This window comes from Micromonospora citrea (assembly GCF_900090315.1).
GTDB lineage: Bacteria > Actinomycetota > Actinomycetes > Mycobacteriales > Micromonosporaceae > Micromonospora > Micromonospora citrea.
In genome coordinates this window covers 468,870-489,234 of record NZ_FMHZ01000002.1, presented here as the reverse complement: position 1 = coordinate 489,234, position 20,365 = coordinate 468,870, and the positions used below count along the sequence as shown (strand labels likewise).

Here is a 20,365-nt window from a genome sequence, read left to right as displayed (position 1 = left end):
TGACTCAGCCGTTCTCGACCCGGCCACGGCTACACAATGGCAGCGCACCGAAACTTTCCCGGCCGGTGCCGGGGACAGCGCCCGGGGCCGTCCCAATGTGGAAGGTGACCCTCCCGTCGTGGTAAATGGTGAACCGCTGGTCGAGGAACGTTCCGTCGAGCCGGAGGACCGTGGTGAAGACTCCCTTCTGGCACTGCTCCTCGACCCACCGCGTGCTGGCGTCGTCGAAGTAGACGTGGTAATGGAGGGGGGCGTTGCCACGCACATGTGTCGAAAAATGGTCGAGCACTATCTTGTGCGGGTGGCTGTACTGGGAGTGGGCGCCGGCGCTCGCCACGATGTTCAACGGGGTCACGTAGTTGACGAAGGTGGTGGTCTTCGCTGACCAGTCCGCGTTGGTCGTCAGCGTTGCCAGCGCCCCGTGGTGTGGCACCTCGAGCATCCAGCAGTTGGTGATCGGGCTCCCGTACGGACTCTTCTGCCACGGCTCGAGCTTGTTGTTTATCCAGACCAAGGTATCTATGGTGGCGTCGCCGGTCAGGATGGCGGTGCGGAGGGGATTGCCGTACTCGATGACAATGACCGCCGAGGTGCCGTTCTTCACGTTCGTTCCGGCGTCCGAGATGTTGGCGGAAAGTACGTAGAACGTGACACCGGCGAGCGAGAAGAGTGGTTGCTTGACGCCCACTGTCGAATAGGAGCTGTAATCGTCCTGGAGTGGGATCGCGTTCGGCCAGGTCAACTGCGCCTTGGTCGCCGAAGTCCCCCAGTCCTTGCCGCCGTAGTACGTGTAGTCGATCTGCCAGGTCAGTCCGGCGTCATGCACCTTCTGGTACAGCGCTGGGAGCTTGCTCCAGTGGTCCTTGTCCTGATGCGAGACGATGAGGACATCGATCTTCGGGTGCGCCATGGTCTTCAGCACGCCGAGCACGACGTCCTCCGGGGCGCATCTGCTGGTACAGGTGGAACCGAAGTCGATCAGGATGAGGTGGAGAACCCGATCGGCGGCGTCACATATCTTGACCATGGTCGCCATGCCCTGGTCGCAGTGCAGCGCGATGACATCGACGTGGTCCGCCGGCATCAGTCGTCCCTCCGCGCCTCGCCCAGGGCGGTGGCCGGCAGCCGGCGGGCGGCCACCAGCCGGGCGGTACGCGACGGCAGCTTCGCCTGTTTCGGGTCGTCGTCCCGGGCGTACGCGGCGTACCAGCCGAGTCGGCGGGACGTCGGGTCGGTCGGGTCCGGTGCCAGCAGGATGTCGTTGTGTCCGGGCGGAAAGGTGAGACCGAGCAGCCGGAGCGCGAAGTTGCGCAGCCGCAGCAGATACTGTCGGTGGTCACCCTCTCCGCTGACCAGCAGTTCGGTGGACTTGAACCCGCAGGTGAGGACGCCTTGCAGGGGGAGTGTGACCCCCAGGGCGTCCGCCACTCCCGGCAGGCGCAGTCCCAGGTAGACGGCCGGGGCGTCCCGGGTGCCCCCGGAGCCCCAGGCGACCAGCAGCTTCACGGTCAAAGGCACGCTGTCGGCCAGTGCGCCGAGGCTACCGAGATCGAGGTCGTAGACGAGCCCGTACCAGGGGTCCCGTAGTTGCGCCGGGTCGACCGGCGCGTGCAGCGGGACGTAGCCGAGGGTTTCCGGCGGCGTGGTGCTCTCCTCGTCGTCGACCGGCTCGGTGCCCAGGGTGAGCAGCGGCCCGGCCGGACCGGTCGGCGTGGTCCGGACCGGCGAGGCGCGCAGGGTAACGACGGGTTCGGCCAGTTCCGGGTCCGGGGTGCTGAGGAAGCCGCTGAGGGCGAGCGGGAAACGGGCCTGCAGTGCCGTCGGGCGGGCCGCCGTGCCGGCCGGGTCGAAGGCCAGGGTCTCGGTGACGAAGGCGAACTCGGGTTGCGGGTCTCCCATCGCGAACTGCATCTGGACCACCAGATTACGGAAGCAGAGCCCGCTGGTCTGCGCCGTCACGGCTGCGCCGGCCTCCTCCTGCTGCCGCGTCTGGCCGTAGGAGAACGGGTCGAATCCGTCCGGTTCGTAGAAGTGGAGGTGTCCGCCGAGTTGGAATCTCGTCACGATTTTCTGCAGCGGGCGCTGCGGGTCGTACGGTCTGGTGGTGACCAGGTCGACGGTGTCGACCCTTACCCAGCGCAGCGCGGAGTCCTGGACGGCGAAGGTGCTCTCCTGGTCGGCGGTGAACAGGTAGGCGTCGTGCTCGACGCCGCTGGCGTCCTGACGGCGCTGGTGGACGCCGGAGAGGACCAGGTTGTTGCCGCGGGTGGTCGGATACCGCGTGGTCGGTGCCCCGAAGAGGCGGTTGACCAGTAGCTCCACCTGGCTGGAGAAGCTGGTCACCGTCGAGTTGCGGAACCCGGCCGACAGTCGCAGGACCTTGAACATGTAGGGGCGGTTGTCCTCGAAGTACTGGTCGGTCGGGTCGGCGTAGTCGATGAGCCCGAAGGTCGAGGTGAGTCCGAAACGAAGGACGCCGCCGGGGGCGTCGAATGGGGTGAGGCCGAACCCGACGTGGTGTGCGTAGCAGCGTCCTTTGTCGATCCCGCCGGCGAGCGCCTGGAGCGGCCCGGGCAGGTCGGTCAGGGAGGTGGCGCAGTTCAGCGCGAGGATCCCGGTCCAGCCCGGGTCGTGCCACAGGTCGACGAAGTTCGCGTACGGCGATGTCTGGCCGGTCCCGGCGACGGTGGTGACGGCCGCCTCGGCCGCCTGGAGGATGGCCTGCAGCCGGCTGCGGGTGTCGCCCAGCTTGCCGCCCGTCGGTGTGGCAGCTTCCGGCCAGGTCCAACTGCTCGGGTCGGCGACCAGGTCGGTCAGGGAGCGGGTCACGTCGAACTTGAAGATCAGCATGGTGTCGGGTCTGGGTGCCGCATGGTCGCCCCGGTCGGGCTCCGCCCAGTTGCGGGGGGAGAGCTGGAAGCTCCAGTCGCCGATGCGGGGGCGCAGGAGCCCCGACTGCCGGTGGAAGTCGTCCAGGTACGACGCAGCGTGTGGGCTCGCCGCGATCAGTGCCGCGTCGAATGCTGCCTCGGTGTCGTACCGGTGTCCCACGCAGGGCGCGACCGCGTCGAGCACCTCGCCGGGTACCTTGCCGGCGGCTCGCAGGGAGGCGATCCCTTCCGAGGTCAGACGGTACGGCACGGACGTGCAGCTGAGGAAGGTCTGCGGGTTCGCCGCGACCAGGAAGAGCCGGTTCGTCGCCAGCGCCTGCCGGAGCGCGCCACTGACCTGGGTGAGGACCAGGCTTGGTACGGCCGGGCTGCCGGGGTCGTCGTTGGCGATGCCGACCCAGTCCCAGCCGGTGCCGTCGGCCGCGACCCCGACCGCCAGGCCCTGTGGGGTCACTCCGACGAGCGGGGACCCGCTGGTCCCCCCGGCGTCGCCGGACGGACCGGTGGCGGTCTGGAGGGCGCCGGCCGGCGTTGCCCAGGCCGTGGCATCGGCGGCGAGTAGTGCCTGGCGGCGGGCCGCCGCGATCGCCGGCTCGACGGCGAGCGCCGCCGGAACCTCGTCGGCGGGCAGCGTCCGATAGGGGGCCAGCGGAAAGCAGCGCCGCCCGTCCTGCGGGGCCAGGAACAGCGCCGGAAGCTCGAGGTAGTCCAGGAAATTCGGTACGTCCGCGTCGCCCGTGCCGGCCGCGGCCCGGTACAGCGGGGCGTCCTCCGGCTGGGCGTAGTAGCCCACGTCGGCGTCGGCGCTGAGCCAGACCCAGGATGTGGTGCCGAGCGTGGTGAGTGCTGGCTGGTCCGCCGCGTCACTCAGCGGGGCGAACGCTGGTCTGCCGGGCAGGAAGTGCAGCACAGCGGCGTGGTCGGCGGGGACGCCGAGGTACTCGAGTCCGGAGGAGCCGACCAGCAGTCGATGTTGTGCCGCGGCGGCGTCGCCGCCGGCGGCGGGCTGCGCCGGGGCGTCGATGGTGAGGCGGAATGCCCCCTGCGGTGCGAGGTAGTAGTCGACCGGCACCGGCGGCGGGCCGACCTGCGCGGGTTGGACGGCGAAGACCAGGCGGGCGTCGGGGGTGCTGCCCTGGGCGGGCAGCGGGGTCAGCCTGGCCGGATATCCCAGCACGGTGGTGAGTCCGGAGGCCATCGTAGGCGGGCCAGGTGCCGGGGTGCCGCCGTCGCCGCCGGGCGGCCCCGGCCGGGTTCCGTCCGGACCGGCCACCTGCCGGCCGGGTTGTGCCGGCGGGAAGAACGACAGGTGGCTGCGGTCCGGATCGGTCGGTCGCAGCGCATCGAGTGCGACATCGAGGCGCAGCGCGGAGCCGGCGGGCTGGGTCAGCACCGGCAGGTGCAGGCAGCCCACCCCGGCGTCCCCCGGCAGTCGCGGGGCCGGGTGGAAGAATCGCAGGCCCACGCCGAGTTGGGCGAAGTCGTCAGGTGAGCCGCGGCTGGCCAATGTGATGGTGAAACGCCAGCAGCCGGCCTGCTCGCCGGCCAACGGCAGGAGCAGGTCCCCGTCGATGTCGTAGGTGCCGCCCGGCGGAAGGAAATGCCCCGGCGGTCCCGTGGCGCCGCTGAACACGAAACCCCAGCCTTGTTCGGCGGTGCCGAGCGAGACCGACGATCCGCTCGGCACGCGGAGCAGGTAGGTGGCCAGGCGCACGTCCGCGCGGCGGCGAACGGTCCAGCCGGCGGCGGTCCGTTGGAGGTCGAGGCTCTGACCGACCCAGACGGGGAGGTCGGGATCATCCAGCCAGAGGAACTTCGGGCCGGCCGGCCAGCCGATCCGCTTGAGGTAGCCGGGGAGCGCGGCGATGAGTCTGCTGTCGTCGCGCGGTGCGACGCCGGTGAAGAGGTAGACGCCGTCCGGGTCCTGCCAGGTCGTGCTGAGCGGACAGGTCTGTGCCAGCGACCCGGAGGAGGCCAGGAAGCCGATCTGCCGTGCCGCTCCGTCCAGCCAGTAGAACGGGGTGGCGCCGACCCGGGTGAAGCGCGGCTCGGGCGGCGGAGATGGTCCGGCGGCCGTCATTGCGACCGGCCCGCAGCGCCCCGGCCGCCGGTGCTGATCCGGTCGCCGGCCAGCAGCGGCAGGGACAGCCAGTCGCGGTACTCGTCGTACGCCATTCCCCGTCCCCAGTCGAGCCGGACAGGCATGCCCGCGCCGACGGCGTAGCCGTCGGATCCGGTCGACGGATCGGTGATGGCGTAGCCGGTGGCCCGGGTCAGGGTCAGGCCGCTGATCGGCACCCCGGGGGTGACCGTTTGCGTGGGCAGTACCGGTGGGCGGGTCGCCGCCGTCTCCAGCAGATTGCCGACCCTGGTGCCGACCGGGACCACCGTCGGCGTCCCGTCCAGCCAGACCCGGACGCAGGCGGTCAGGGTCACCCGGCCGCGCAGGTAGGCCACGGCGACGCCGGCGCCCGTGGGCTGCCCTTGGCGCAGATTGGTGGTCGCGGCACTCAGGCTGACCCGGTCACCGGCGGCCAGCAGCGCGATGTTGCAGGCCGGCCGGGCGTCGTAGCTGCCGCTGGCCAGCATCTTCGGTGGATAGACCAGCCTCAGGTACGGTTGGCGGAACTGCGGATAGTAGAGGTCGGGTAGACCCTCACCGCCGCTGTAGCGGGTTCCGTCGTTGTTCGGCGAGGGCACCTCGGTGCCGTTCGCGCCGACGATCGCGGAGAGGAACGCGTCGAACCCGGGTAGCCACTCACCCCCGCTGACGTACGACCCGATCTCGTACTCGACCCGCTGCGACCCGACATAACCGTCCAGGTACTTCGAGGCGATGGCGTCCGCACCGATCCACTGGTACTGGCCGAAGTCGGCGCGCAGGATCATCCCGGGTACCAGGTCTATGACACCGGTGCCCGGCTCGAAGCCGTAGGCGTAGCTGAGGGTCTCATCGAAGGTCTGCGGCATGGACCGGGACACCGCGTCCCGCAGGATGTGCCAGCCCAGCGGCGTCAGCCGGGCGGTGCTCAACGCGCTCTGGAACGTGTTCCACGCGTCGCGCACACCGGACCGGATCTGCTGCCCGTCGAACTGCCACACGATCGATTCCGCCGGCATGGTGAGCGTGTAACCGAACGGAGCCGCCTCGGCCTGCAGGACGAACGGCGACACGTCCGGCAGGCCGCCGCTCGGGCTGCCGGCGAAGAGGTTCGGCAGGAACACCTTGATCTTGCTCGGCGTCATCGCCGCTACGGTGAACGGGCGCAGGTGCGGGGCCTTCGTCCGGTCGTCCGACGGGTACCAGCCGGCCTGGAACAGTGGCACGGCGGCGGTCGCCGGCCCGAGCCCGCTGTCGGTGACCGCCCGGACGGTGACCTGATAGTTGCGGGTCGGATCGTGTGCGGCGGTCAGCCGTACGCCGGTGGTGGTGACCGTGACCGGGTTGCCCGCCGGGGTCGTACCGTTCAGGAGTGTGACCTGGTAGCCGGTCAGCCCGGGCGTGTCGACCGGCGGCCACTGCACCCAGGCCGACCGGCCGTCGTACTGAACGTCGACCCGGGCGGGGGTCACGCGGGTCACCGGCGCCGGCGGCGACGACGGCCCGGTCACCGTCGCCCCTGAGCTGCTGGTGCCGCTGACCACGGCGGTCAGGGTCAAGGCTGCGGTCCCGGTGTCCGGCAGCGTCACCGAGAAGCTGCCGTCGGCCTGGGCGTTGACCGGTACGCCCGTCGGGACCCCGGCGACCCGGAGGGTGACAGCCCTCTGTGGCGTCGGGAGCCGGCTGTCCGGTGCGGAAGCGACCTTCCCGGTGACCGCTGTGTCGCCGGTGGTCACCTCCGTGATCGACGGAGGTACGGACAGCACGGGTACGGCTTTCGACAGGGGACCGACGACGTCACCGGCGACCGCCCGTGCGGCCACCGACAGTTCCGTCGACAGCCCGGTTGGCAGCGCGAGGTAGCCGCCGGTCACCCCGGCGGTAGCGGTGTGCGTCGGACCGTCCGCGGTGGTGATCGAGAGTTCGGTGCCGGTAGCGGCTGGATCGGCGGTCAGCCTGACAACGACCTGCCCCTGACCGGCAACCACCGCCTTCAGCGCCGGTGCGGCGACGATCAGGGGCGTCGGCGGACCGGGGGGCCCGTACGCCTGACCGACGATCGGGGCGAGAGTGAGGTCGTACGTCTTGTCCACCTGGATCGCCGGCTTGGGCGCCAGTTGGCCGCAGGACGCGACCCGGAATGATGTTTCTGCGACGATGTCGCCGGTGTCCCGCCGGGTGACGACCACCCTCGCGCCGGGCGTACCCTGCCAGGACGCGAAGAAGTGGGTGCCGTCGTAGCTGGCACCGGTCAGTTCCGGGGCCCGCAGCGGAATCTCCACCGGCACCGACGGCGGTCCGGTGATGCTGCCCTTGCGGTGGCGCAGGGCGAGCTGCCAGCGAGTGGCCGGATCCAGCGGCACCGGCGGGGTCAGGGACACTGTCGCGGTCGCGTCCTGACCCTCGGCCGCTGCCACCGTCGTGCCGGCCAGCAGTTCAGCGACGAGCCGACCGCTCGGCGCACAGGTTGCGGTGACATCGATCCGGTACGGTCCGTGCGGACCTGGCTCGTAGCGCACCTCGCTGATCCCCAGCGCTTGCAGGATCAAGGGCTCGGAGCTGACCGGTTCGCTGGTGGCGACGCCCCGCCGGGCGGTGAGGTGAATCCGGTACACGCCGCCGGTCGCCAGCGCGGCGGCCAGCGGGAGTCGAGCCGTGCCGCCGGAACAGGTGACACTGGTGACCAGGGGGCCGTCGTCCTGGCGTAGGGCCACCGTCACGTCGTCGATCACCGGTCCCTCGGGGAGCGTCCATGCGACGTCGACGTACCGGTCGTCGATCGAGATCGCGCCGAGGGCCGGCTGCTGCCAGAGGACCGTGACGGGCAGCCCCCACCGATCGCCGCCGAAGGAGAGCGCCACGTAGTACTCGACGTGCGGTTCATACCCGTCGTAGGTGAGGTCGATGCCGAGGTCGGTGTTCGTCGCGGTGACCAGCGGCGTTTCGCCCACTCCCTTGAACAGCCCGGCGGTCACCTCGTTCCCAGGGGGAAACTCCAGGAGGACGGTGAGGGTTCCACGGGTCCGCCGGAGCGACTGCACCAGCGGTAGGCCAGGGATCAACGGATCGGGCACGTCGCTATCCCTGTCGCCGCGCCACCGCGGTCTCCCGGTCGGCCAGGTGGCTGTCGTAGTCGACCCGCAGCCGCTCGGGTAGCCGGCCCCGGAGCGCGGCCGGGTCGGGCTCCTGGACCATCCGAGCCTGTGTCTGGTAGTCGCCGACGAGGAACCCGTTGGCGAAGAAGGTGGACCGCTCGGCCGGACAGCCGAGCCACAGGTTGAACAGCAGCTCGCCGCTGTGCTCGGCGCTGCCCACCTGTGCGACGGTGTCCTGCCCGTCAACGGTGCGGACTACTGAACCGGACGTGAGTTCCGATGCCTGGACCAGACCAGTCGGAGTCGCCACCGGGTGGGTCAGGGAGCAGGTGAGGCTACGACCACCGGTGGTGGTGACGACGGTGACCGGGCCCCAGTGCGGCTGGGCCAGGGTTGCTTGCACCGGCTGCTCGCTGCCGTCACCGCAGCGCACCACCCGATCAGTGTCGAAATCCTCGATGGCCAGGGTGCGGCCGTCGGCGAGGGTGACCTGGGTGCCGGCGGCCAGGCAGTGCCAGACGTACTTGATGGGCTTGATGTAGGTGACGCCGTCGGTCGGGTTCTTGTCCGGATTGGTGGAGCTCAACACCGACGACCACGCCACGGTACCGTCGAACAGGTCGACCGTCACCTTCGCGGTGAAGAAGGTGCGAGTGTCCGACACCCACGGGCTCGTGCCGAAGAGGATTGCCAGTCCCGAGTCCTTCTCCGTGGGCAAGAGGGAGAAGTCCAGCCGCTTCGGATCGTTGGGGTTGATGCTGAATCCGGCCAGGTACCTCGCCGTCTTCGCAGCGCTCAGCTCGTTCATGCCGCCTTCGGCGCGCGCCAGATAGAAGGAGAGGCGTGGGTTCCCCCTCCCCAGGTTGGCGATCTTCTTGGTGAAGTACATCGAACCGGCGAAGGGAACGACCAGCGTGTTGTTGCCCGGATCGTTCTGCCAGAACCAGTAGTCCACATCCGCGCCACCCTGCCCTCGGGACAGCCCGATCACGATGTTTGTCAGGTCGCCCGTGTGCCGGCCGCCGCGGATGGCAGGGGCGCTGACGGTCGGATCCCCGGACGTCTGGAAAGCCCACCTGTCTCCTGTGTAGCCAGTCACCGTCGAACCGTCCTGGTAGTCCACGCACCAGGTCAGCACCGCACGGATGTCGCCGCCCGCCGGCCACGACACCGCCTCGTCGTCGTCGGTCTGCACCTCGATGGTCTGCCGCCCGAACACCTCGTTGTCGCCACGGGCGAGGATCGTCGTGTCCGAGGCGTTGACGACGTTCAGGTGGCACCAGATCCGGGCGACAGGTGCGGTGCGGGTCAGCAGCGCGTGCGCGCTGGTCTTCAGGCTTCCCGTCAACGGCGCCACGTAGTCGACGATCTCTCCGTCCGTGAAGTCACCGGGCTGGTCGGCCGCCCCGCGCACCGTCATCGCCGTATGGCGGGACTCGATGCTGGCGAACAGCCCTGGGTAGCGTTCCGACGTCCGGCCGGTGGATTCGATCAGGCCGGTCAGGTACACCACATGGTCCGGATCCGTCGGGTCGTGCGGGACGGATGTTCCCTCGGCCGCGCTGGTTTGGGCCAGGATCGTCGATGTGGCCGCGAGAAACCGCGGATCTTCGGTCGGTCGCACTGAGCTGTCCCCTCGGTCCGGCACCGAGGCGGTCGCGTCTCGGCCTGCTGCTCGACGAGGGAAGCCCAGCCGTGTGAGATCCGTGGTCGGCTGCCCCGATGCTATGCCGTCGGGTGGCTACGATGGGCTGAAACCGCAGTTCAGAGCCCTTCTCCTGCCGTCCGTACCCTCGGGCGACGGTCCCTCCGCAGCGCACCACGCGACGGTGCAGTCGGCCATCGCGTCGCCGTCGGAGACGCATCGGCTCACGGCACCCCGCCCTTCCTGGCGGCAGTGAGTTGAACCGCAGCCGCGACCGGTACCGCCCGGGACCCCGGGCGTGGTCGTGCTGCTGGGTGCCGGGGTGCTCCTCGACTACCTGGTGGCCCGCCTCCGTTCCTGACCCGCCGTCAGGAGCCGAGCAGCTGGTGGATCCACCTGGGCCACCGGGTGTCGTGGCGCCACGACTCAAGGCCTGATGACAGGCGTCTTTCGAAGGCCAGGCCGCACCTCGGCGATTGCATCCGGTAAGCCTTCGAGCCCGTCGCAGAGCGCCATGCGGACGTCGGCGGTGCCGGGTTCTTGTGCTCGGTGAGGATCTGCATCGAGAACTTCGGCCGTCTTACCGCCGTCGCCGACCCCCAGGCCGAGGACGTCGCGTTCCCTCGACCGGTTCATGCCCGGCCCGTTTGGTTAGAGCTCGCTCTTGTTCCCAGTAATTGACGTCTGGGCGGTATTTGTTGCTGCGCGAATCCCGAAGTACGCGGTCGTCATGGTGCTGATCGTGGCAAAGGCGCTGGTCAGGACGGCGGCGTACTGGGCATCCCCGGTCTCCTCTTTTAATAAGAAGAGGCCGGCGATCGCTACTGCGACAATGGCCAGGTCGCCCAGTACCACCACTAGCATCCCTGTGATCGCCCGTGTTTTCTGAGTGGGGTCTGGAGTGTCGTCCTGTGTGACGGCAGGGGCGTTCCTGGGTTTCTCGGGAGGTGACATTGACCCCTTGGCTCCCGATTCACTAGCTGGTTGAGGTGAACGCTCAGTCATGACGTCTCCGGGTTGGCGCTTGGTCTGGTTCCTCAGTTTCACCTGTCGCCGCTGGCACCGTGACTGTTTCCTTGAAGGCTTCCTCGGCGTGGGATAGGTAGAGTCGCATGGTGATCAGTGGCGGACCGTCCGGCAGCAGGAGTTGACCCTGGACGGTGTAGTCGCGGTGGGGTAGAGGGCCTGACCGTCGCGGGTGCTGACGGTCCAGCCGGGCAGGTTCAGTCTGGTGAGACTGGTACGGCAAGCGCGCTGGGCGTAAGTCTGGCTCCCACACGTCGCGGCGGGAGTCGGCCTCGGTTGCCCACCGTCGGCGGCCGACGTCGAGTTCACGCTTGAGGGTGGCGAAGAACGCCTCGGCCAAGGCGTTGTCGTACGACGAGCCGGGACACCGTGGCGACGACAGGCGTCGGCGGAGGCGCCGCTGCCGTATTGGGCGCCCCTGTCCGAGTGGAAGATCACGTCTTCGACCCGGCCGCCGCGGGCGGCGACTGCGGCGTCCAAGGCGTCGATGACCAGGCTGGTGCGCATGTGGGTGTTGGTGGCGGGCGCTGCGTGGTGTGCCGCCGAGTCATCAAGCTGTTGCAGCGTCGGAGTGTCGGCTTTCCGTCATTCGGAGGCCGCGACCGACGCCGAATGCTTGTGTGGCGCGGTGGATCTTCTCGGAGCATCGCTGGACGTGGGGACGATTCGGTGACACCGGTTCTCGGCCCGGCATGGACGGCCAAGCCGGACACCCCGGAGGACACCGGCCGTCAGCCCCTCGCCGTGGAGACGGTCATCGGCTCCCACGCCGCCGCGCTGGTCCCCGGCGTCATCACCACCACGCCGCACGCGCGGTACGTCGCGCTGCACGCCCGCCTCGCGATCGAGGCGCGTAGGCGAGGCTGGACCGCGAAGCACGACCAGGACCGCTTCCGTGACCTCGTCCGCCGCGCCGAGGTCGTCCTGGGTGCCGTCTCGGTCGCCCACGGCCTCGACGAGCCCGACGAACACCGGGCCAGGGCCGGTGACTTCGGGGCCCACGGCGTCAACACGATCGGCAAGGAGCTACGCGAGACGGACGCCGCCGACGTCGGCCGCCTGGCCGCCACCTACAGCCAGGTGCCGGGCGGCTACCTGCAGACGTACGCGGGGATCGAGCTGCTGGTCGGGCTCACCGACGGCGGCCGGGTGCCCGCACCGGGCCCGGCAGCCGACGAAGGGCTGCTCTCGGCCCTGGACGAGGTGGTGACCGTCGCGGGTCGAGAACAGCCGCTCTCCCGGCGGCAACTGCGAGGGCTGCGCCATCTGTGCCTGTGCGGCATCGGCGACGCGCCGGACGGGGAGTGCGTGCGGCGGGCGTACTTCGCCGATCGCGACGGCGACCGGGCAGCCGGGAGGACCCATCGCCACAGCGCCGCGCTGCTCGTCGGCGCGCTCGAAGGCCGCGCGGTCGGTCAGTCCCTCGACATGGCGATGGACGACCGGTGCTGCTTCACCGCCGGTCTGCGCGACCTGCTCGGCTCCGACGAGCTGTACGAGCACGCTCGCACCTGGCGAGGCGCTCTGCTGCGGAACTGGTCGGTGTGGGCGTGGCGGCTGATCTGGGCCGAACTCGTCTCACCCCTCGCCGAGCGGCCCGGTACGCGCGCGCAGGCCATCGAGCGGTTCGCCGGCCAGCTACCCGACGGCACCGTCCAGCAGGCACTCGTCGATGGTCTTCCCGCGATGGTCGATGCCGGCACCGGCACCCTGCTGCCGGCTGAGCACGACCTCAACCACCATCCGCGCAACGCCGACCGCTGGACGATGCTCGACCTGCTGCGAATGCTCGCCGTCGGCGCCGAGCGGCTCGGGCACCTCGATCCGGTCAGCCGGGCCGCGTTCGTCGGCACCCTGCCGGACGACCTGGGCCCCGAGTACGTGGCGAGGTGGCTGCACCAGAACGCCGATCGTCCACTTGCCGGCGCGGCCGTCGACCTTGCCGGTCACCTGTTCCAGCGGGCCGAAGCGGTGAGCCGCCAGAAGATGCAGTGGACGCGGGCCGGGCTGCGCCTGCCCACCCGGCTGCGTCGGGTCGGGGACCGATGGCGGCTGGAGGGGGAGGAGGGCAGCGGCGCGGTGTCGCTACGGCTGCCCACCTTCACCAGCTTTCTGCGACAACTGGGCGTCCTCGCCGTCTCCGCGGACACCTGGACGGCCGGTCGCCACGTGGAGGTGGTCCGGTGACCGACTGGGAAGACCTGCTCGGCGCCGCCCCGCCGGCGGTGCTCCACGCCCGGCTGATCCCCGACGCGGAGGAGGTCCTGGTGTTGACGTACACCTGCGACCTGTCCTTCTTCGAGGACGTCTGCCTCCGTGACGCCCACGCCGTGCGAGCCCGCACCACCGTTCTGTTCGACGCCCACCATCTCACCGAAGGCCCCCGTCGCCCCGGGCCCGCCGACTACCTGGCTCTGCCGGTGGTCTGCAAGGGCGCAGGCGCGTTCCACCCGAAGCTGGTGGTGATCGCGTCGGAGACGGACACCGTCGTGGCCATCGGATCCGGCAACGCGACCGCCTCGGGATGGCACCACAACGCCGAGGTCTGGACGCTGATGCGTGGTGTCGGGCCCACCGTGCCCGCGCTCTTCCACCAGCTCGCGGACTGGCTGCGGCGGCTGCCCGAAGACGTGTGGATGGAGGATCTCGGCCGCGATCGCCTCGATCGGGTCGCCGAGTTGCTCACCACACGTCCACCCGATCCCGGCGTGGACCAGCCGGTCCTGGTGACCACGGCGCTCCGCCCGATCATCGAGCAGCTTCCCCGTCCGGTCGGGCCGGCGGCGCAGCTCGCGGTGGCCGCGCCCTTCTTCGATCCCGATGCCGGCGCGCTGCGACGTCTCGTCGACCGCTTTCGGCCCCAGCAGGTGCGGCTGCTGCTCACCCGGGACGTGCAGTGCGACCCGGACAGTCTCGCCCGGGTGGTCAAACGGGTGCCCGACGCCGTCGTGAGCACGCCGGCAAGCTCTCGCTACCACCACGGCAAGGTCGTCGAGTGGTGGTCGTCCGGCCAGGGTTGGGCCCTGACCGGCAGCGCCAACTGCAGCCACGCCGCCCTGACCAGGACCATGCCGGCGGGCGGCAACTGTGAGCTGGGCGTCGTCACGCCGCTCACCGCTCCCGTGGTGACCGTGGAAGCCGCCGAGACGGTGGCCGTCTCGGACCTGGCGCGGCTGCAGGTTCGACAGCCGTCGGCACCGGCCAGCACCGACGCGGAGAGCCTGCGGGTGCTCGGCGTCCGTATCTTCGGCGACCGGGTGGAGGCGACCGTGCTCGTCGGCCCGGCCGGCACGCCGCCGCGCTGGCTCGCCGTCAACGGCCTTCGACTCGACCACGATCGGGAGACGGGCAGGCTCCACGTGTACGCGGCCGTGGCGCCGGACGGCTGGACGGCGGCCAGCGACGGGGAGGCGGTCAGCCACGTCACCACGGACGACGGCACGGAGTGTCGCGGCGTGCTCGTCACCGACGTGTCGGCCGCGCTGTCGCGCATCGACCGGCCGTCTCCGCTGGAACACACATCCCTGCCGCAGGTCGTGGCGGACTCGGCGCACACCGCGGCGCTCTTCGATGCGCTGCGTCACCTGGCCTCGGTGCGGCCGGACCGGATCCCGCAGGCGCCGACCGGAGGCCGGCGGCGCCAGGTGGAGAATCGCGTCGCGTCCGCCGTGGGCCCGGCGCTGCTCCGCTTCGCCCTCGGCCTGACCGACGCCCGCACGCCGACGTCGGCCGACGACGAGGACATCTTCGAGGGTACGGACCCGGAGGCCCCGCGGTCGTCCGCCCGGCGTACCCGACAGGCACCGCACCCAGGCCCGCCGGAAACCCTCGCCAGCGTGCTGGATGCCCTCACCCCACAACAACGCGCCCGGCTCCGACGCGACGTCTCCGCGCTGGTCGACACGTCCCAGGACTGGCCGCTGCCGGCGAAGCTCGCGGTCACGCGGCTGGTGCTCCTGCTCGTCGCCGGTGGGCTGTGGCCGGACGCGCCGGAGTGGGCCGACCTCCTCTACTGGGTCCTGGTGCAGCTGTGGGAGGCCGAGCAGGAGGAGAGCCTCGACGGCGAGCACGCGGCCCTGGCCACCATCGGTCTCGTGGCGCTACGCCGAGGCGTCGACCTGCAGGACGAGCCCGACAGCCAGCAGGCCGGACAGTTCGACGAACTGCGCGTCGCCTACCGGGAATGGGCGGACTGGCTCGCATCCGCGCCGCCGGAGACCGTCCAGCGGTATCGCGACGGGCTCGGCGGGCACACCCTCGGTCTGTTGTTCGAGCAGACCGACGTCACGGCCGAACTTCGGTGGATCCTCGGCCGCACCGCACTGCACGACGCGGTCGACCGACTCGCCGGTGCTCACGTCGACGGGCGCGGCGTCGTGCGCGTGGAGGCGGGTCGGAGTGCGCGCCACTCCGTCATCGCGGCGTTGGATGCCCTGCGTGACTTCCCGGACGTCCACGTCGTGGCCGAAGGCGGGCCGGAAACCCACGGTTGGTGGAATCGCCGGCGACTGCTGTTGGTGACCCGGTCGGGACCGGCGTGGCGGGCGGAGCTGCGGACGGGGCTGTTGACCGGGATCGCCGTGTTCGCCCGTGGCACCCCGTTGCGTCCCGCCGACAAGACCTGGACGGCGGCCACGGTCGAGGAAGCCCTCACGCAGGCAGAGGCCGGTCGCCCGGCGCGCTGAGTCGGCGAACGCTGCCCGCGTGCGTTGACAGGACGAGGCGGCCGTTGCGTGAGGAGCGTCGTGCAGTAGGGCACGTGCGCCCAGTGCCGGGCCATCGGAGCAGGGGCGAGGCGGTCAGGAACGCCGTGGCCACGCCCGACTCGTGCAGCAGAACGTGCCCGGCGGCGTAGACCCGGAAATTGCCGGAGGCACGCACGTCCTGGTTTACCGGGTGGGCCTCGGATGGCCGCGTCGCCGGCAGCAACTCTGCTTCACCCCGACCTGTGCCTCCTGAACGCAACGCGAGGCGCCGCGGCGCGGCCGCGGCGACGCGCCGGCGCCCGCCCAGTTCGGGCCACTACGCACCTTCGTCATCCGGCTCCAACCACCTCAACCACCTCGCCCTGCCCCGGAAACTGCAGGCCTACCTGCGCTGGCGCAACGCCAACGCCCGCCGCCCCGACATCCTGGCCGCCCAACGCCGAGAACGCGCCCGCATCCGCAGCGAACGCCAACGACGCCGGGGCCAACCCGCCACCCCCGCAGCCTGACCAACACCGTCACGTTCGTGGTCAGAGCACTAGCGTTCGACACTCGATGTCCCGCCGGGTGCGGTGAGGGTCGGCCACGACAGGTGCGAGGGCGTCCGGTCGTATCGACGAGCGAACGACCCACGCAGGTAGTGGTGGCGTCCTGGAGCAGCGCCGGTAGGGGGCACCCGTCGGGGCATCACCGGCTGTGCACCCCGCGTCCACGGCGACCGGGTAACTCACCATCAGCTGTTCGAGATCGTTCGATGTCGTTCGGAAAGATTGCGGGCGAGTAAACAAGTATCGCAACCTGTCAACCGTGAAATGTGTCGGCCTGTCTGTCGGAACATGGTTAGCGGTCTTCGGGGGCGCAGCGTCGTGCGTGGGAATGACGCGCGCCCCCTAGTGAATCATGCTTCGCCGGATGAGCGGCAGCCTAATGCAGATCTAGCCGAAATGCGTTTTCCGAGAGGAGACTGATATTGCTCGACCCAATTTTGACGTCCACCCCGGCACGTTCGACGCGCTCCACCAGCCGACGGCTTGATGCGAAGGGTGGGAGTGTTGCACGTACTTGAGATTTCCGCCGAAGGGCTTAAGAATGTCCGCTTCGGCTGGTCGATGGTGGCCGAAGCCACCCTGTCGTTGTGGGCGGTCACCGGCGGCGACCAGACACCTTGGGTTCGGCGGTGGTGGAGCGATGTACGTGGACGGCTGGCGCCGGGCAGACCGTGCCTGTTGCGCGAGATCATCGGGGTGGGCGGATGCCCGCCGGACTTCCTTCTACCGGTGGTGGCCGGCGGCTCGACCTCCCTCGACGAGGAACTGCACGCGCTGGTGACCACACCGACGGAGTCAATCCGAGAGAAGCTGACCGGCGCCATCGCTGAGGCCAGGCAAGCGGGGTGCGCCGGCCCGGCACTGCCGTTGGCCACCCGTCTGCTCGAGGCGCGAGGCGCGGGCGCCTATATGGCTGCCTTGGCCGATGAGCTGAGGACCTACTGGGCGACGGCATTGGCCCCGTACTGGGACGGGCTGCGGGCCGACCTAGAGTCGGAGTTCGACCACCGGGCGCGAATCCTCGCCGCCGACGGGGTTCAGGCGGTCATCGCCGACATGAGCCGACACCTTACCTGGAGCGGCGACACCCTTCTTGTCGACATGCCGCCACGGACCCGGCTAACCGCCAGAGCGGGATTGTGGTGTGTCGGTTCAGCGTTCATGGGCGACCGGATCCTCCTGGCCGACCGTCCCGACGACACCGTGGCCATCTACTTCGCTGCCGGGGCAGCCGCCGCTGCGTCGGGAAGGCGACCGATCAGACCCATGCCGCGAGACCTCACCGAGATTCTCGGCGCGACCCGCGCCGCGTTGTTGGCCACCCTGGACATCGCGCACACCACTGCCGATCTCGCCCGCAGCCATGACCTATCCACCGGAACCGTTTCTCATCATCTGGGTATCCTGCACAAGGCCGGCCTGCTTCATCGCCGACGTGACGGCAAGCGCGTGCTGTATCGGCGCAGCCCTCTGGGTAACGCTCTCACCCGCCGATCGCCACTTCGGGCGGTGTTCGAGAGGGGGGTCGGTCGGGCTGGGTGAGGGTGCGGTGTCGGTCACCAGAACGCGCTTCCCCTCATCACGTTCCTGCCGGGACCTGGCGCCGCCTCAGATGGGTTACCAGCAGGCCCCGGGGTGTCGGTGACGCTGAACCGCTTCCGGCCATCGACCTACCTCCGGCCGTCACACCCCGACTGCCCGCGCCGACGGTGCCCGCACCGCTCACCCGCCGGGAGCCCCGCCCCCCGCCGACGACGACTGCGGCTCACGCCGCTGCGCGAGGTGCGGTTTCTCGCGCAGCGGGTCCAGCATCCGCTGCGCAACCCGGTGCTGCTTTCGCTGCTCGAACCACCAGTGCGTCGTCCGTCACGGGAAAGTCGACGGATGACTGCCGCCCGGAGCATTCGGTTCGCGCCACGTACATCATCGCGCCGGCGCTGTCGCCGCATGGACGGTTTGGCGCCCGGGAGGCTCGGCGGCCACACAGAGTACGACACTCCTTCAGGCACCCTTGCGGGAGGAGAAAATGCGCAGACCATCTGACCTCGTCGATTCGACTCCAATCGGATCGAGTGGCAGGAGATGCTCGACACCACCCAGGTGGTCGTGCTGGACTTCTTCTAGATCCCTGACGGATCGACAAACTCATCTTAGGGAGGTGATATGTATGATCATGACTTCCATTGCCGAAAGGCTGGCGAGCAACAGCCTTCAGCAGCACATGTTCGAGTCCCAGTCCACGGTGGTTCAGGAATGTGTACCGAATGGCGGTATGTGCCTCTTCACGTATACGTGTTGTGACGGTTACTACTGCCGCCTCACCGATGGTTGGTCGGCGGACGGTCACTGCCGTCCAGGCTGAGGCACGTCCATCTCGGTCGTCGACGCGTGCCGATGCTGGGCTTGCAGCGCCGACCACGCAACGGCGTGCCGGGCGGGCCACTCGGTGAGCGACCCGCCCGGCACGATCGATGCAGGCATCCGCACTGTGACGCGAACCTGACATGAATGCAAAGGAAGGGGGCGCGATGGTGCGCGCGGCGGCCACGGAGGCGCGTAGGTTTCTGGAGTCCGTACGGGGTGATGCCGGGGCCTACCAGATCGAATCGTGGCCGCAGACGGTACCCGTTCGCTCCGTGCAGCGAGTCGACGACGTCGTGGCCTCGTTGCGGGTGGAGCAGCGTAGGAGTGTCGGGTTTCTGGACCCGGTGGAGGACGCGCTGTATGTGACGGTGGGGCTGCGCGTTCTGGGCTTCCCGGCCTCGTTCCACCTGGGCAGGGAGATCGTGCCGGCGACCCCCCCAGCAGGCTTCTACGCATGGGTGGAGTGTGACGGCGAAGTGGTCAGCACTTCCCTTCCCGTCAAGGAGACATATCTCGAGGTACACCAAGCATGAACAAAGTAGAGATATGCAGTAGTGGGATCCGGACAGCCGGTCCGATGTCGACGTTTCCCGGGTTGCGAGCCGTGCAATCGAAGAATTCGTTCGAACTGGCACTCGAACTGCCGTCGACGAGGTCGCTCTATTACCGGATGGACCCGTCGGGGCTAGAGTGGGGCGAGAGCTTGGCGGCTTTCGCAGGTGACGCAGGCATTCCCGCTCCGGAGACGTGGGATCTACTCGCGGTGGTGCACGGAATCGTGCCGGCTCCGGATGACGCGTTGGGTGTGCCCGGGGTCCAACGACTGACGGTCGGATCGGTGGTGCGGGTGGACGCCGCCGGGGTCCGGGTAGGGCGACAGGCGCCGCGGCTGCCCGATTCCGGAAGCCTGGTCGACGAGGTCGGGGCGGTGCTGCCCGATGGCGAGTTCGGAATCGCCTACAGCGGTGGGCTTTCCTCGACCTTTCTGGCGGTGGCGGCACAGCGTGCGGGCAAGCGGCCGGTGCTGGTGCACGCGGATCTGGGGGCGGCCTTCGCACCCCTGCCGCTACCCGGGATCCCCGGCCTAGAACTGCGACGGATACCCATGGATGTCTCGGAGTTGCTCGACCATCATCCGATTGCCACCGAGCTACCACGACCGCCGACGCCGGAGGTGGAGGTGCGTCGTCGCCTCATCGCGAGGATGTCCGGGGCGGTGGACCTGCCGCTGGCAGCCGGGACGCTCCTGGAGGACCTGGTGTCGATCCGCCTGCCCGAGGCCGACATCAGCGATGACAAGTTGCTCGAATGCGAGCCGTTCCACGTGGCCGGAGCCCTGCCGACACTGGCCGAGGCGCGCAGGCTCCTCGAGGAACAGACCGTGCATGCGCGGATGGTCGCGGGGGATGGTCCACCGGGCGGGCGGCAGCACGACTCCCAGCCAGATCGGCCGGCGGAGAAGTACTTCGTGCCTGGTCTGACCGCGGCAGGCCAAGAGGAGTACGACATCGCGCGACAGCTGCGCCTCCCGCTTTGGCAGGAGCACACCATGTCCCTGCCGTCGGCGCTCGGTAGGGCTGACGCCGCTCTGGCCGAGCGTGGGGAAGCCGGCGCGCTGCTGCCGGCTCTCGCTCCGCAGGTCCTCGCCGCCGTGGTTGCGCTGTCGGCCGGCGACATCGGCCGAGTCGAGCGGGGCATGTTCCGGAACAACCGGCCCCTGTGGCAAGCGATCGACGAGCACCGCGTGACCGGGGTGCGACGGGCGGCACCCGGCTACTGGCTGCGCCTGGCCGCAGCGGAACACCTGAATGCGCAGCGAGACAAGCTGGCGGCGGGTCTCGCCGAGTCGCCCCTGGCGAAGGCCGGCGTCATCGACGCCACAGAGGTCGCCGCAGCACTGCATGACCCTCGGCGAATGATGGAGAACGCCCTGCCCCTGCTGCGGCTGATCTGGACCGACCACTGGATGCGACGGCAATCATGAGCACG

Annotated in this window: 10 protein-coding genes and 2 pseudogenes; 6 read left to right on the top strand and 6 right to left on the bottom strand. The window is 69.6% G+C overall.

The window, feature by feature from the left end:
* Positions 1 to 4 precede the first annotated feature (4 nt).
* The 6 genes and pseudogenes from GA0070606_RS02495 to GA0070606_RS02475 form a co-directional block, all read right to left on the bottom strand.
* A complete protein-coding gene (locus GA0070606_RS02495) occupies positions 5 to 1,084 on the bottom strand; it encodes a ComEC/Rec2 family competence protein (RefSeq protein WP_091094863.1) in 1,080 nt (359 codons plus the stop codon).
* Positions 1,084 to 4,971, bottom strand: a complete 3,888-nt coding sequence (locus tag GA0070606_RS02490; RefSeq protein ID WP_091094862.1) for a hypothetical protein — start codon at positions 4,969 to 4,971, stop codon at positions 1,084 to 1,086. The genes GA0070606_RS02495 and GA0070606_RS02490 overlap by 1 nt, the downstream gene beginning before the upstream one ends.
* Positions 4,968 to 8,066 (bottom strand): fibronectin type III domain-containing protein, encoded by a 3,099-nt coding sequence (locus tag GA0070606_RS02485; protein WP_141721546.1) that lies wholly within the window; start codon positions 8,064 to 8,066, stop codon positions 4,968 to 4,970. Before GA0070606_RS02485 ends, GA0070606_RS02490 begins: the two co-directional genes overlap by 4 nt.
* Positions 8,067 to 8,070: 4 nt before the next feature.
* Entirely contained in the window at positions 8,071 to 9,711 is a 1,641-nt protein-coding gene (locus GA0070606_RS02480) for a Hint domain-containing protein (protein WP_141721544.1), read from the bottom strand.
* A gap of 480 nt (positions 9,712 to 10,191) precedes the next feature.
* Positions 10,192 to 10,350 (bottom strand): annotated as a pseudogene (locus GA0070606_RS33950) (transposase); the annotation flags it as partial.
* 33 nt (positions 10,351 to 10,383) lie between these two features.
* Complete coding sequence (locus GA0070606_RS02475; protein ID WP_141721543.1) at positions 10,384 to 10,587, bottom strand: hypothetical protein; 204 nt, start codon at positions 10,585 to 10,587, stop codon at positions 10,384 to 10,386.
* An 840-nt stretch (positions 10,588 to 11,427) separates the two neighbouring features.
* On the opposite strand from GA0070606_RS02475, the gene GA0070606_RS02470 reads away from it, so the two are divergent.
* The 6 genes and pseudogenes from GA0070606_RS02470 to GA0070606_RS02445 all read left to right on the top strand — a co-directional run bounded on the left by GA0070606_RS02470 (position 11,428) and on the right by GA0070606_RS02445 (position 20,360).
* Positions 11,428 to 12,945 carry a hypothetical protein gene (locus tag GA0070606_RS02470; RefSeq protein WP_091094858.1) on the top strand — a complete coding sequence of 506 codons (1,518 nt, stop codon included), beginning with the start codon at positions 11,428 to 11,430 and terminating at the stop codon, positions 12,943 to 12,945.
* Positions 12,942 to 15,443: a phospholipase D-like domain-containing protein gene (locus GA0070606_RS02465; RefSeq protein ID WP_091094857.1), complete on the top strand. Its 2,502-nt coding sequence runs from the start codon at positions 12,942 to 12,944 to the stop codon at positions 15,441 to 15,443. Before GA0070606_RS02470 ends, GA0070606_RS02465 begins: the two co-directional genes overlap by 4 nt.
* A gap of 313 nt (positions 15,444 to 15,756) precedes the next feature.
* Positions 15,757 to 15,973, top strand: a pseudogene (locus GA0070606_RS33830) (IS630 family transposase); the annotation flags it as partial.
* A gap of 540 nt (positions 15,974 to 16,513) precedes the next feature.
* Positions 16,514 to 17,554, top strand: a complete 1,041-nt coding sequence (locus GA0070606_RS02455; RefSeq protein ID WP_218105952.1) for an ArsR/SmtB family transcription factor — start codon at positions 16,514 to 16,516, stop codon at positions 17,552 to 17,554.
* A gap of 986 nt (positions 17,555 to 18,540) precedes the next feature.
* Positions 18,541 to 18,909, top strand: coding sequence for a lasso peptide biosynthesis protein (locus GA0070606_RS02450; RefSeq protein WP_218105949.1), 369 nt, complete (start codon positions 18,541 to 18,543; stop codon positions 18,907 to 18,909).
* A gap of 44 nt (positions 18,910 to 18,953) precedes the next feature.
* Positions 18,954 to 20,360, top strand: a complete 1,407-nt coding sequence (locus GA0070606_RS02445) for an asparagine synthetase B family protein (protein ID WP_141721539.1) — start codon at positions 18,954 to 18,956, stop codon at positions 20,358 to 20,360.
* Positions 20,361 to 20,365 lie beyond the last annotated feature (5 nt).